Source organism: Oceanisphaera ostreae (assembly GCF_042676125.1).
In the GTDB taxonomy this organism is placed as follows: domain Bacteria; phylum Pseudomonadota; class Gammaproteobacteria; order Enterobacterales; family Aeromonadaceae; genus Oceanimonas; species Oceanimonas ostreae.
The window spans coordinates 1-14,016 of record NZ_JBHTJS010000036.1 but is presented as its reverse complement, the minus strand read 5'-3'; the positions used below and the strand labels follow the sequence as shown (position 1 = coordinate 14,016).

Below are 14,016 nucleotides of genomic sequence, written 5' to 3'. Positions count from 1 at the left end.
GCCGCGTTTTTAATTGCGCCGACAACTCCGATGCTAAGGAAGAGGCTATCCAGTTGCCTCTGAGCACTGAGTGGATTTGTGACTAACAAACAGACTCGATGTCGCACTTACTCCAAGTGCCCGATGATCACATCCATCAGCTCGTTGGTGATGTCGGTTTGGCGCACGTAGTTTAGCTCGCCTTTTACTTCTTCTAAGCGCTCGTCTACCGATTGCTCGGCTTGTTGCATTAGCGCCAGCCTGGCGGCATTTTCGGTGACCATGGCTTCGGCGGCGGCGCCAAAGATACTGGCAAACAGATAATTGCGCAGCAGCGCCGACAATAAAGTGTCTGGCGGCAAATTGTAATCGGGTAAGGATCGCGAATCCCAGCGTTTAGGCCTAGCTAATAAGCTGGGATCTAACGGCAATAAAGCCTGTATATGCGGATCGCGCAGATGATGCTCGGCACGTTGGGTAAAGGCTAAGCCGACTGCCGTGCTATTGACGGTAGAGCTATGTAAGCCCTGAGCCTGACTAAAGGCTTCGATGCGGGTCACCAGCTCGGTGGCTAACCGACCAATGCCATCGGCGGAAGCCGGCGGCAGTAGTACGGCCTCGGGAATTAAGCCCAGTGCTTGTAAGGCATCGTTCATTTGCGCACCCACGCACAATAAGGTTAGCGGCTGCGGCTTATGTTTAAGGACTGGCTCATGTTTAAGCTCAAGGCCAAGCGCATATTGATGCACCTGTTCGGCAAGCAGTTCATTATAGCTGCCACATAAGCCGTGATCCGAACCAAATACCACCAACAGTTGCTGGCGAATTTGCGCCCTTTCGGTTTGCAAAGGGGCTATTTGTAATGGTCCGGTGCGATAGGCGAAGGCAGCAAAGCCTTGCTCTAAGGTGTGGCGATATTCGGCAATGGCCTGCGCCGCTTGCTCGTAGGGGCTGGCATTAATCGCCGACAGCGTTTTCATGGTGTGCACTATGCCGCGAATACTGGTCAGGGTAGCCTGTTGTCGAGTGAGGAATTCCAGCGTCTGCGCCATTATTCACTCCTTGTCTGGCTGTTTGGCTGGTCTTTACCTGTGACTGTCGCCGCTGTACCAATCGGCTCATTACTCTCAATCAGCATCTTTTCAATTACGGCGCGGGCCATGACCAGGATCTCTTGCTGATAGTGTTCGTCGAGGGCTTGATTGGCCTCCACGCGTTGCGCCACCTCCGGTAGTTGTTGCAATGCCGCCCTGCGTACTTGCTGCATGGCGGCACTGGCGACAGTTTCACTTAAGCTATCAAATACCCCGGCCATGGCAGAAATTAGCACGGCTAATTGCTCTAGCACCGATTGCGGATCGCGCTCCGCTTGGCGTAAGGAATTGCGCACTGCCGTGCCACGAGTGAGGCGCGCCTTGGTTGCATCATCTAAGCGGGTACCAAAGCGAGCAAAGTCTTCTAGCTCTTCAAACTGCGACAGCGTCACCCGTAAGTTGCCAGCCACGCCTCTTAATGCCGGCCCTTGAGCCTTGCCGCCGACCCGCGACACAGATAAGCCCAAATCCACCGCCGGAAACTGGTTTTTACGTACTAAGCGCGGCGAGAGATAGATTTGACCATCGGTAATAGAGATAAGGTTAGTGGGGATATAAGCCGATAAGTTTTCGGCTTGGGTTTCCACCACCGGCAAGGCGGTAATGGAGCCACCGCCAGCTTCTTGGGTAAATTGTCCGGCGCGTTCTAACAATCGAGCATGCACATAGAAGATATCGCCAGGAAAGGCTTCACGGCCCGGTGGCCGTCTTAGCAACAATGATAACTCCCGATAAGCCCGGGCATGGTGAGTCATATCATCGAAGATGATCAGTACGTCTTGGCCCTGATTACAAAAGTGCTCGGCCATAGTCATGGCCGCATAAGGTGCGATATAAGCCAGGCCCGGAGCCTCTTCATCACCGGCTGCCATCACGATACTGCGCGCCAGCATATTGCCGTGCTCAAGAGCACGGATCACCCGCGCCACCGCATCGCCGCGTTGGCCGATGGCACAATAAATACAGACCACATCCGTATTAGCCTGATTAAGAATGGCATCCACGGCTAATGAGGTTTTACCGGTTTGGCGATCGCCAATAATTAGCTGGCGCTGGCCTAGTCCTATCGGAATGGCGGCATCGATAGCAGTCATGCCACTGGCTAAGGGCCGCGCGATTGCCGAACGGCTTAAAATCCCCGGCGCTGGCGCTTCTATAGGCTGTATTAAGGTAGTAGCAATGGTGCCTAAGCCGTCTTTGGGGCGGCCCATGGCATCCACCACTCGGCCTAACAAGGCACTGCCCACCGGCACACTCACTACTTTGCGCGTGCGGCGCACTGGTTCGCCTAAACGGATCTGCTCGGAAGGGCCTAATAAGATCACGCCTAAGCGGTCGGGCTCAAGATCCAGCACTATGCCCAGCACACCACAGTCAAACAGCAAGAGTTCGTCTGCCAGTGCGCGCGCCAATCCAGAGACGATAGCGATGCCATCGCCCACTTCGCTCACCTTGCCCACCTCGGTGATCACCGGTGCTGGCGTGGGCACGTCGGCCAAGCTATCGAGCCAGTGAGCAAACTGCGCATCATGCTCTTTGCTAGATAAGTGGCCAGATACGGTGTCAGGTAAGTTGTTAGTTAAAGTATCTGATTTATTCATGGCGTTTACTTAACTGGTTTTCCAGTTCATCGGTGTAGCTATCCAGCGTCCAAGCCACTTGAGCGCCGCCTACTCGCAGTATTAAACCGGCTGCTTGTTCGGCATCAGTCATAAAACTTAAGCTCAGTTGCGGCAATAATGGTTGCAGATCACTGCGCAACTGCGCTTGGTCATTCAAGCTCAACGGCTCACGAGTGCAGGCTATCGCTTGGTCTGTATCGCCGGCCGCCTCAATTAAGTCACTGGCCAAAGGCACCAGCCGCTTGCCCACGTGGCGTACGATGGCCGCTTCCAGACTTTCATCTGCCAAGTCATGCAAAGCCTTGCGAGTGAGCGTTAACAGCGCTTGCTCACCATTACGCTGCAATTGTTGGCTAAACTTTGCGCGCTCGGCACTCAAAAAACGTTGCCAGTCTTGTTGTTCCTGCTCAAGCTTGGCGCGAGCCTCGCTTAATAAGGCATCCCGTTGCGCCTTGGTATTATTTAGCGCATCAGTAACCAATAGCTCTTTATGCTCATGCAACTGAGTTTGCTGCATTTTATATTGCGCGGCTTCTGCCTTGGCTTGTTGCTCGGCAATGCCCGCTTCGGCCATACGTTTGGCAATCTCGTCTTCTCGCGCATCTATACCATCGAGAATAGGTCGATAAAGAAAGCGCTTTAGCAGCCAGACTAACAGTAAAAAATTAGCCATTTGCGCCAATACGGTAATCCAATCAATGGACATATTATTACCTTATCAATGAAAGAATTAGCCGCCTGTGGTCACGCGTACCGCATCCCAAAACGGGTTGGCAAAAATCAAAATCATGGCCACCACGAAACAATAAATGGCAGTAGATTCAATCATTGCTAAGCTCACAAACAAGGTGCGCGATAAGGTAGGTGCGGCATCCGGTTGTTGAGCGATGGCGGCAATGGCCGACGCCGCAGCACGGCCTTCACCCAGTGCGGGTCCAATGGAGCCAATGGCCACTGTAATACCGGCGGTAAAGATAGAAACACAAGCAATGGCAATAATAGCGATATCTGTCATAAGGATTCCTGTTGCTGAGGTTTGGTTGATTCTTCAGTTGCAGCTGCAATGTAAACGGTCGCCAAAATGGCAAAAATATACGCTTGAATAAGTCCGGTCAGTAAGCCCAACATATCCATTAGTACCGGAAAGAAAAACGGCGCTATGCTGAGCAAAATAGCCACTATTACGCCGCCACTCATGACGTTGCCATAAAGACGCACCGCCAATGAGATACCACGGGAAAATTCGCCGATGATATTAAACGGCAGCATCACGATAGAGGGCTGGATAAAGGTTTTCAGATAGTGCTTAACGCCATTGCTGGCAATACCGAATAGCGGCACTGCCAACAACACCGACAGCGATAACGCCATAGTGGTGGATAAAGACGAGGTTGGTGGCATAAAGCCTGGTATTACCGTCAGTAAATTAGAGGCGGCAATAAATAAGAATAAGCTGCCGGCAAAGTACAACACGTGGCGCGCCGACTTTAAGCTGATCTCTTCAATCTGGCCTTGAATGGTTTTTACTATCAGCTCTAATAAGGTACGCCAGCGATTGGGCGGCACATCGGGTCGTAAGTTACGGGTAACCAACCAAGATGCGACTACCAACAGCGCCATCACCAACCAAGTATTGACGATAGTGGCATTCACCGCCCAACTGCCGAGGGTGAAAATAAGCGTATCATCCGGTGTCATTTGCATAAGATTGTCCTTCGCATCAATTACTGCCTCGCATCTAGAGTTCCTTTATCTGTGCTTGCCGCCAAGATGGCGCGTCGAGCGCGACGTATCGACACTGCGCGCACTACAAAAAAGGCCAATACATAACCGAACAAGGGCCATAAGCTGGCGCTCACTGCCGCCAACGCAAAACCCACACCCAATAACAACGCCATGCGTAATACAAAGCTCATTAATAAGGTGCGGGAGGGGTGCGGTGCGTCAAGTGCCTGAGTGATGCCATAATTTAGGCCCCAAAAAAAGCTCGCGCTTACCGCTATACCCAGTGCTAAACCCAGTATTAACTCCAGCGCTATGCCCAGCTCCAATAGTGGCCAGTTCGCTATCATCATGGCTGATCCTTAGGTGACTTTTGGTGTTGTTTGCTGTCTTCTTTATTAATCCAATTCCAAGCGATAATGCCGCCGATCATAATGCCACCCAAGATCAGCGCCATCGGCCAAGAAAAAGACTGCGGCGCGATCTTATCTAACCACACGCCTAAAAAGGCGCCGCCCACCGTGGGCACGGCGATAGACCAGCCAATAATGCCGAAGGTACTAAAGCCGTGTAATGGGCTGACGCTTTTAGTGCTGCGCGCCTGTTGAGTGCGCTGTGCACTGCGGCGCATGGCCTCGGCAGCCTTATCCGCTGCTTTTTTAGGGTTACTCATCATTCGTTACTCATCGCTGGTTGCATACACTGCCTACTCATAAAGAAGGTTTTCGCAAGTCACCGAAACGACGCACGATATTGGCTTCTAAGCGTGACAAAGCAGAGCGCGCTACCCTTTCCTCTTCATCCACCGCAAAGAAGTGAGTATTCACTAAGTCATTAATGGCTGATAGTGACTCCCCTTGTAGCCCACGCTGAATGGCGACATGCACCTGCTGGTCTTTCTTTATTAAGATGCCTTCATCGACGGCGAAAAAGAGTTCGCTACCGGTTTCATCGGTGACAATCAGTATCGAGGGCACCAAGGCGGTGACAAAGTCGGTATGGTTAACCAATAGTGTAAAGGCGCCGTTGTGAGCGGTGGCAAACACCTTACGGGCAGTGCCGGAAAATAAGGCGCGGGTAGGCAGGCGCAGCTCAACCTGCAGTAGCTTGGCTTTTGTTTGACTGGATGACTGCGCGCCCTGCTCTTTCACCTGTTGAGTCATGCTCACACCTCCTGCTCTTGCTTTATTTCTTGCTTCGGCTTTTGCTCCGCTCCTTGCTCCAACCCTGCCGGTTTCAAGTCGGCCAGTGAGCCAATCATGTAGTAGTCCATTTCATTATCGTCGAACTGGGTTTGGTTTAAGATGGTTTCACAGCCCGCTAAAGTATCGCTAATTGAGACCCGCTTACCGCCCGTACCGGTAAAGGACCCGGTAGTAAAGAAAGGCTGAGTTAAGAACCGCTCTAGGCGACGGGCTCTGGCTACCACGGCGCGGTCTTGGGCGGATAGCTCTTCCATGCCCAACATGGCAATAATATCGCGCAGTTCTTCGTATTCCGCCAAGGTGCGGCGCACATCACGGGCAATATCGTAATGGCGCTGGCCCACTACCGCAGGCGTGAGCATCACAGACGCAGATGCCAGTGGATCTACCGCCGGATATAAGCCTTCACTGGCGCGTTTACGAGACAACACCACGGAAGCCGAAAGATGCGAGAAAATATGGGCGGCGGCTGGATCGGTAAAGTCATCCGCTGGCACATACACCGCCTGAATAGAGGTAATGGCCGCTTTATTGGTAGAGGTAATACGCTCTTGCAAGGATGCCAACTCGGTAGCCAAGGTCGGCTGGTAACCCACGCGCGAGGGCATGCGGCCTAATAAACCGGACACTTCAGAGCCCGCTTGCACAAAGCGAAACACATTATCGATCAGCAGCAGTACGTCTTGTTGTTGCACGTCACGAAAGTACTCAGCCATAGTGAGTGCCGACTTACCCACCAAGAAGCGCACTCCTGGCGCTTCATTCATCTGGCCAAACAGCATCACGGTTTTATCGCGCACCCCGGCCTCGCCCATTTCACGATATAACTCTTCTGCTTCTCGTGAACGCTCGCCAATGCCGCAAAACAGACTCACTCCTTGATAATGCTGCACCGTATTATTAATCAGTTCGGTAATTAATACGGTTTTTCCGACGCCGGCGCCGCCAAAGAGCCCGGTTTTACCGCCGCGCTCGATGGGCGATAGCAAGTCGATGGCTTTAATGCCGGTTTCTAAAATTTCACTGTGCACCACCCGATCCGCTAAAGGCGGGGGATCTTGATGAATTGAACGTCGCTCGGCGTCTTCAATAGCGGGTTTATTATCGATGGGTTCACCAAATACATTCAGCATGCGGCCTAATACCACATCCCCCACCGGCACCTGAATCGGCGCACCCGTGGCCACTACGGGCATCCCTAAACCTAAGCCTTGCACGCTGCTTAATGACATACAGCGCACTACGCCGTTATCAAGCAATGATGCCACTTCCATGGGAATTTTTTCTGTAGAGTCATCGCCGGCATACAGCAAGTCATGAATACGAGGTGCAATATTAGCAAAGCGCACATCCACTACGCCGCCACGAATTTTGATGACTTGGCCGCTGTTAGCTTGTGTGAGATTGGCTTGCGCTAGCTCAGACTGTGCTGAGCTTGGTGGCGAATGAGATGTGCTTAAAACCGACATTATAATGGCCTTCTTAAACATCCAACTGCTTAATTAAATTAGGTAAAATCCTAAGTTAGGAATGTGAGTATAGCGTAAATTAGGAATTTATAATTTACGCCAGATCATGAATCACTCCATCTTATTTGGCTCAGAGTCTAGGCTGGCTTACAGTGCCTTAGTCCGTATCTTAATTCACTATTGCATAGTAAAGGTTGCAGCCGTGCTTTCATCTTGAAGCGCTAGTGCTATTAACACTTGATCCGTTATCTTTTGATCTGCTAGTATTTTGTTTCGATTCGAAATCTAAAGCATACATGTCGAAATCAAAAGTCCACATTGCTAAGCCGAGCGTTCACATTTCTAAACCCAATACGCAGCAGCGTCGCCATACTATTATTGCGCTGCTCAATGAGCAGGGAGAAGTGACAGTAGATGAGCTAGCCCAACGCTTTGCCACCTCCGAAGTGACCATTCGTAAAGATTTAACTGCGCTGGAGAATAACGGCCTCTTGCTGCGCCGCTATGGGGGTGCCGTGCTGGTGCCCAGTGACATGGTCGCCGAGCGCATCAACGAGCCGGTCTCCCAGCAAAAACAAGCTTTGGCCAAAGCTGCCGCCGAGCGTATCCGTGATCATAATCGCATTATTATTGATAGCGGCAGCACTACCGCCGCCTTGTTGGGTGAGCTGGCTAAAAAGCATGGTTTGGTAGTGATGACTAACTCACTGGCGGTAGCCAATGCTTTGCGTGAGTTAGAGCCCGAACCCACTTTATTGATGACCGGCGGCACTTGGGATGCCTCTTCAGAGTCTTTTCAAGGCCAAGTAGCCGAGCAGGTACTGCGTTCTTATGACTTCGACCAGTTGTTTATTGGTGCCGACAGTATCGATCTAGAGCGCGGTACCACCACCTTTAACGAGCTAACTGCATTATCTCGGGTAATGGCTGAGGTAGCGCGGGAAGTGGTGGTGATGGTGGAGTCAGACAAAATTGGCCGCAAAATCCCTAACCTCGAGCTGCCCTGGGAAGCTATTCATACCCTAGTGACCGATAGCGGCATCACAACTGAGCAGCAGCAACAATTAGAGCAAAAGGGAATTAACCTGATTATTGCTCCTAAATCCTAAGGAACTATTTATGTGTGGAATTGTAGGGGCGGTTGCCCAGCGTGATGTAGCGGAAATTTTGGTAGAAGGGCTGCGTCGTCTTGAGTATCGCGGTTACGATTCGGCGGGCGTGGCCATCATTCAAGCCTCTGGCCAATTGGGCCGCTTGCGTGAGCTTGGCAAGGTACAAGCACTGGCCGCTGCACTCGAAGTGCAGCCGCTGGCTGGTGGTACCGGTATTGCCCATACCCGTTGGGCCACTCATGGCGAGCCTTCACAACGTAACGCTCACCCTCATGTATCTGGCGATATCGTAGTGGTGCATAATGGCATCATCGAAAACCATGAACAATTGCGGGCAGAGCTGCAAGAAAAAGGCTATGTCTTTAGCTCCGATACCGATACCGAAGTGATTGCTCACTTAGTACATTATCACCGTCAACAATGCGACTCGTTGCTAGCGGCGCTGCAAACCACGGTAAAAGAACTGCGCGGGGCTTATGGTACCGTGTTGATGGATGTACGTGATCCTTCTCGCTTAGTCGTGGCACGTTCTGGCTCGCCGTTGGTGATTGGACTGGGATTAGGTGAGAACTTTATTGCCTCAGATCAGTTGGCGCTATTGCCGGTGACCCGGCGTTTTCTATTTTTAGAAGAAGGGGATGTGGCTGAAGTCACCCGCCGTGAAATTCATATCTTCGATACCCACGGTAACCCGGTAGTGCGTGACGAGCTGGAGTCTGATGTTACTCACGACGCCGGTGATAAAGGTGAATATCGCCACCATATGCTGAAAGAAATCTACGAGCAGCCCAAGGCCATCACCGATACGCTCGAAGGTCGGATCACCGACACGGCGGTTGTAGTGGAGTCATTTGGTAATGGCGCCCGGGACATCTTCGAAAAGGTCGAGCATATCCAGTTGATTGCCTGTGGCACTTCTTATCATGCAGGCATGGTTGCTCGTTACTGGTTTGAAGCGCTGGCTGGTGTATCTTGCGATATTGAAATTGCTTCTGAGTTTCGTTATCGAAAATCGGTGGTCCGACCCAACAGTCTGCTGATTACTTTATCGCAGAGTGGTGAAACAGCGGATACCTTAGCGGCATTGCGATTGGGCAAAGAGTTAGGCTTTATGAGTAGCCTGGCTATCTGTAATGTGCCGAGCTCATCGTTAGTACGCGAATCTGAGCTTACCTTTATGACACGCGCCGGTGCCGAAATTGGCGTGGCGTCAACTAAGGCGTTTACTACACAGCTGGCGGGGTTGTTGATGTTGGTCATTGCGGTGGGACGTTGTCGCGGCAATATGACTGCGGACACCGAAAGTGAATTGGTCACGGACTTGCGCGCCTTGCCGGGGCACATTGTTGATAGCCTAGCGCTGGCGGATGATATTGAGGTGTTGGCGGAAGATTTTGCCGATAAATATCACAGCTTATTCCTTGGGCGAGGCGAGCAGTATCCGATTGCTATGGAGGGGGCGCTGAAGCTCAAGGAAATCTCTTATATTCATGCCGAAGCTTATGCTGCTGGTGAACTTAAGCACGGCCCGCTGGCGCTGATCGATGCGGATATGCCGATTATTGTAGTGGCACCGAATAACGACTTGCTAGAAAAGCTAAAATCTAATGTAGAAGAAGTGCGGGCGCGGGGCGGACAATTGTATGTGTTTGCTGATGAACAGGCGGGCTTTAAAGGTGATGCCACCATGCGCGTAATGCAGGTCGGCCACGTTAGTGCAGCTATCGCTCCTATCGTGTATACGATACCGCTGCAGTTGCTGTCTTATTATGTGGCATTAATAAAAGGCACCGATGTCGATCAGCCGAGAAATCTAGCCAAATCGGTGACTGTTGAGTAACCAGATAATAACGAGGTAATCTCGTGGGCTAGCGCTTATAGATACGCGTAATAACAGCAAGCCACCTTGGTCTTCATGATCAAGGTGGCTTGCTTGCTTTTGACTGCATCTCAACAGGCCCTAATACCGAGTGATTACTTTTACTCGATAGAGGAGTACGACTGAGAGAGCGATTAGCAACAATACCACGGCGAGTAACAGGTGATAAAAGTAGTTTTTTTGTAATTGATGAAAGGCGGTTTTATCGCTTAACAATAACAATGACAGCTCGCTAGGTTCGCCATTAATAAGCAGCGGTTGGAGACTAAAGTAGTGGCCGTGAACTTGTCCCATTTGCTCTTGAGAGGATAAAGCATGGCTGAAAACCTGAGAGGAAACATCAGTATTCACCAATACAGGGCCAATAGGCTTGCCTCTTAATACCAGTTGTAAATTAGTGTTTTTTATCTCTTCACCTAATAAGCTTAGCAAAGTTAAATTATCATTGAGGATCAGGCCGCCGAATAAACTGCCCGTTATCTGCCCGGAGTTGACCGACAAGATAGGATAACGCTGTATCATTGCTATCAAAGGTGTCGGCGATGGGTCTAATTCTATGTTGGACCACTTGTTATAATAAGGGGTATTCGAGATCAGCGGTTTTAAGCTGTGTTCCAATAAATAAAGCGGAGAGTTCATGTTGGTCCAATACTGATCTTGTCGCGTCAGGATCAGTAAATCTAGGTATTCACCGTAGCTGTTACTCAAGGTGCTTTGTAACAGTTGCTTGGCTGCTTGACGATCATCTTGCAATAGTATGTTGGCCAGCTCATGGTTTTCCACCGTAGTGGATAAAAGATTATCGAGTCCGCTCAGATAACTGTCGAGACGGCTTTGCGAACGATCATTAATCTCCTGCAATTGATAACGGATACTGTCATTGATCATGGTTGAAGTGCTGCGATAGACCAATATCAGCAACATCATCGCCAGCAGCAATAGCAGGGGTAGCAATATGGTTACAGCTAACTTGAGCAAGCGGTTGGGTAGAGAATTATTGCTTGGAGTAGCGGAAAGCATAATCTTTCAGGCGCTCCAATTCTGTGGCGGAAGTATGTTTATCAACCACGGCAAAATCCCCACTGTAAACCAGCGGAATAAAATGTGCTTTGCCTGCTTGATCCAAGCGAATAGCTTCTGCCATGGCCACGCCGTTGTCGTCGTTCATGCGCATCACGGTTAAGTCTAAGTGACCATTAGCTAGAGCATCAAGCTCGGCGCTGCCTCCCCCCCATCCATTGAGAATGATATGTTCTTCCTTGTTCAATTTTTTTAATGCATCCATGGCACCAAGGGCAATGTCCGTGGTGCAAGCATAAATAAGGTTGATATTAGGCTTACTTGCCAGCGTTTGTAATACTGCTTGCTTGGCTTTCTCTCGACTGACATCAGTATAAAAAGCCTGACGCATAATAAAACCAGGTTGCTTTGCGGTTAAGCTAATAAATTCATCCCCTCGAGCCTGGCTAACGTAACCTCGAGTGCCATATAACATCAGATAATTGGCTTGTTTTCCTGTCATCTGGTTAATGGCATCGGTTAATAGACGAGTACCTTCCCTATGGTCAAAGCCCACATAGAAGAAAGGTTGTTTCTTGCCTAAATGCTTCAGCGGCGTGGTAATGTTCATTAGAATAACTTTGGGCCTACCACGAGTCATTATCTTATCGATTAAGACTCTATGGCGCAGGGAGTTTAACGTTAAAATAAGATAATCGGGATCACTATTTAACGCAGCGGCTAATTGCTGTTCCTGCTCTCTATGGGTGGTTGCCGGGTGAGATGAGTAACTGGTTAAGTTAAAAGGTAGGCCAATTTCTTGTAAGCGCAGAATAAAGCTTTGCTTATTACGAACCCAATAGTCAGAAATTTGTATATCGGGCACCAGCATGGCCACCTGAACTGGCTTTTTTGTTGCAAGGGCCCAAGGTTCGGCGGCTTCCCTGACTCGAGTTGCAAAGGACTCGGTTAACAATTGCTGTTTAGGATAGGCGCTAAGGTAGTCTTGAAATGACCAATAGCCGGATTGATCTGCTAGCGCCCATGCTGGCATTAGGGCACATATAAGCAGCCAAATGAGTAATAGCTTCCTTATTAACATGATGATGACCCGGCCGTCAGGTGGTTAAGTTGTATCAATAGAGTCTTTTTTTACCTTCGTATTTATTTTTCCGTAAGTCAGTATTACGATAACACCTTTCTGTTTATAGTTCTTTTTTGCCATCACGAGCAGGGCGCTTAAAAACACCAATTCGGTGTCTTTTAACTAGAGGTATCGTGATATCCTGATCTTAACTGTTCCGGCTTTTGCTTCTCTTTTTATCCTATCTAATTTTTATCGGTGAGCATCACTATGACTGTTTTTGAGAACCTGCTGGTACTGTTGTTGCTAGTAGCGATTAGTTCGTTTTTTTCGGTATCCGAAATAGCGCTGGCTGCCTCACGAAAGATAAAGTTAAGGCTGATGGCCAATGATGGTGATCCCAACGCAGAAAAGGTGCTGTTGCTACAAGAGCAACCGGGTAACTTTTTCACCGTGGTGCAAATTGGTTTGAATGCGGTGGCCATTCTCGGTGGTATTTTGGGTGAAGCGGCCTTCACTCCTTTTCTTACTGATCTGCTGCAATCGTTTTTTGACGGTACTTGGATAGAGAAAACAGCGTTTTTTATGTCATTCTTCGTGGTGACCTCGTTGTTCATTCTGTTTGCCGACCTCATGCCCAAGCGGCTGGCTATGATAGCGCCAGAGCGAATCGCCGTATCAGTGGTGCGGCCCATGGCGTTTTTTATTGTGGTACTCAAGCCATTAGTGTGGTTTTTTAACGGTTTAGCTAATTTATTCTTTCGGCTGTTTAAAGTACCCACGATGCGTAAAGACGAGATCACACCAGAAGACATCATTGCCATGATGGATGCTGGGGCCCAAGCAGGGGTGCTGCAAGAACAAGAACACCACCTGATTGAAAATGTATTCGATATGGAATCGCGTACCGTCACTTCGGCGATGACAGGGCGAGAGTGTCTTATCTACTTTACGTTAATAGAAAGCCAAGAGAGTATTAAAGATAAGATAGCAGAGCACCCTCATGCCAAGTTTCTGGTATGCGAAGATAGCTTAGACAAAGTGGTGGGTTACGTAGACTCGCGAGACATACTCATGCAGGTACTACATCAACAACCGTTAACGCTACAAAAAGAGGGCATTATTCGCACGCCGCTTATTATTCCTGACACCTTATCTATGTATGAGGTGTTAGAGCACTTTAAGAGTGCCGGTGAAGACTTCGCTATCATCATGAATGAGTACGCAATGGTAGTGGGCATTATTACCCTTAAAGATGTGATGAGTATCGTGATGGGGGAGCTGGTGCAGTCTCAGGAAGATCATATAGTGTCGCGTGACGCTAACTCTTGGTTAGTAGAAGGCTCAACTCCGCTAGAAGATGTCATGCGAGTACTAAGCATCAACGATTTTCCGAACGATGAAAACTACGAAACCATTGCCGGCTTTATGATGTATATGTTGCGCAAGATCCCTAAGCGCACCGACTTTGTCTTGCACGCAGGCTATAAGTTTGAAGTAGTAGATATAGACAATTATAAGATAGACCAACTGCTAGTGACCCGAATTGGTGCGATTGAGCCTGTAATTGAAGTGGATTAGTACTAAAAGCAACCATCTTGCTGCAACTTTGTGCAGTTAGTTGAAAGTAGCGTTTATTTAGCAAAAATCCCTTGCGCTAAAACGAGGCTTCCCTATAATGCGCATCCACTGACACGGGGCAAGTCGCTCACGGTCACAAGGGTTTGTAAGAACGGAAATTAAGTTCGAAATAAAAACTTGACGAATACTACGGAGTGCGTAGAATACGCATCCCTGACCTGAGATACGGTCAACGCTCTTTAACAATTTATCAAGCAAACTGTGTGGGCA

At 49.5% G+C, this 14,016-nt stretch carries 14 protein-coding genes; 3 read left to right on the top strand and 11 right to left on the bottom strand.

Annotated elements, in window-relative coordinates:
- Positions 1-107: 107 nt before the first annotated feature.
- From ACFQ1C_RS09790 to atpD, 9 genes are read right to left on the bottom strand one after another with little or no spacing between them, the layout of a single operon-like run.
- Complete coding sequence (locus ACFQ1C_RS09790; RefSeq protein WP_379558425.1) at positions 108-1,031, bottom strand: F0F1 ATP synthase subunit gamma; 924 nt, start codon at positions 1,029-1,031, stop codon at positions 108-110.
- Entirely contained in the window at positions 1,031-2,674 is a 1,644-nt protein-coding gene (locus ACFQ1C_RS09785; protein WP_379558424.1) for a F0F1 ATP synthase subunit alpha, read from the bottom strand. The genes ACFQ1C_RS09790 and ACFQ1C_RS09785 overlap by 1 nt, the downstream gene beginning before the upstream one ends.
- Positions 2,667-3,401, bottom strand: a complete 735-nt coding sequence (locus ACFQ1C_RS09780) for a F0F1 ATP synthase subunit B family protein (RefSeq protein WP_379558423.1) — start codon at positions 3,399-3,401, stop codon at positions 2,667-2,669. Before ACFQ1C_RS09780 ends, ACFQ1C_RS09785 begins: the two co-directional genes overlap by 8 nt.
- Positions 3,402-3,425: 24 nt before the next feature.
- Positions 3,426-3,710: a F0F1 ATP synthase subunit C gene (locus ACFQ1C_RS09775; RefSeq protein ID WP_379558422.1), complete on the bottom strand. Its 285-nt coding sequence runs from the start codon at positions 3,708-3,710 to the stop codon at positions 3,426-3,428.
- Positions 3,707-4,399 carry a F0F1 ATP synthase subunit A gene (locus tag ACFQ1C_RS09770; RefSeq protein WP_379558421.1) on the bottom strand — a complete coding sequence of 231 codons (693 nt, stop codon included), beginning with the start codon at positions 4,397-4,399 and terminating at the stop codon, positions 3,707-3,709. Before ACFQ1C_RS09770 ends, ACFQ1C_RS09775 begins: the two co-directional genes overlap by 4 nt.
- Before the next feature lie 20 nt (positions 4,400-4,419).
- Positions 4,420-4,770 (bottom strand): N-ATPase subunit AtpR, encoded by a 351-nt coding sequence (locus ACFQ1C_RS09765; RefSeq protein WP_379558420.1) that lies wholly within the window; start codon positions 4,768-4,770, stop codon positions 4,420-4,422.
- Positions 4,767-5,093, bottom strand: coding sequence for an AtpZ/AtpI family protein (locus tag ACFQ1C_RS09760; RefSeq protein WP_379558419.1), 327 nt, complete (start codon positions 5,091-5,093; stop codon positions 4,767-4,769). The genes ACFQ1C_RS09765 and ACFQ1C_RS09760 overlap by 4 nt, the downstream gene beginning before the upstream one ends.
- A gap of 34 nt (positions 5,094-5,127) precedes the next feature.
- Entirely contained in the window at positions 5,128-5,580 is a 453-nt protein-coding gene (locus ACFQ1C_RS09755; protein ID WP_379558418.1) for a F0F1 ATP synthase subunit epsilon, read from the bottom strand.
- A gap of 2 nt (positions 5,581-5,582) precedes the next feature.
- Complete coding sequence (atpD, locus tag ACFQ1C_RS09750; protein WP_379558417.1) at positions 5,583-7,091, bottom strand: F0F1 ATP synthase subunit beta; 1,509 nt, start codon at positions 7,089-7,091, stop codon at positions 5,583-5,585.
- 338 nt (positions 7,092-7,429) lie between these two features.
- Here atpD and ACFQ1C_RS09745 point away from each other — a divergent pair, with 338 nt between their 5' ends.
- Positions 7,430-8,200, top strand: coding sequence for a DeoR/GlpR family DNA-binding transcription regulator (locus ACFQ1C_RS09745; RefSeq protein WP_379558586.1), 771 nt, complete (start codon positions 7,430-7,432; stop codon positions 8,198-8,200).
- Between the two features lie 10 nt (positions 8,201-8,210).
- A complete protein-coding gene (gene glmS / locus ACFQ1C_RS09740) occupies positions 8,211-10,043 on the top strand; it encodes a glutamine--fructose-6-phosphate transaminase (isomerizing) (RefSeq protein ID WP_379558416.1) in 1,833 nt (610 codons plus the stop codon).
- Positions 10,044-10,163: 120 nt separating this feature from the next.
- Here glmS and ACFQ1C_RS09735 read toward each other — a convergent pair whose 3' ends face one another.
- On the bottom strand, positions 10,164-11,102 hold the full coding sequence (locus ACFQ1C_RS09735; RefSeq protein WP_379558415.1) for a LuxQ periplasmic sensor domain-containing protein: 939 nt from the start codon (positions 11,100-11,102) through the stop codon (positions 10,164-10,166).
- On the bottom strand, positions 11,077-12,135 hold the full coding sequence (locus ACFQ1C_RS09730; RefSeq protein ID WP_379558414.1) for a substrate-binding domain-containing protein: 1,059 nt from the start codon (positions 12,133-12,135) through the stop codon (positions 11,077-11,079). Before ACFQ1C_RS09730 ends, ACFQ1C_RS09735 begins: the two co-directional genes overlap by 26 nt.
- A gap of 300 nt (positions 12,136-12,435) precedes the next feature.
- Between ACFQ1C_RS09730 and ACFQ1C_RS09725 the strand changes: the two genes are divergently transcribed.
- Entirely contained in the window at positions 12,436-13,746 is a 1,311-nt protein-coding gene (locus ACFQ1C_RS09725) for a hemolysin family protein (RefSeq protein ID WP_379558413.1), read from the top strand.
- Positions 13,747-14,016: the final 270 nt, after the last annotated feature.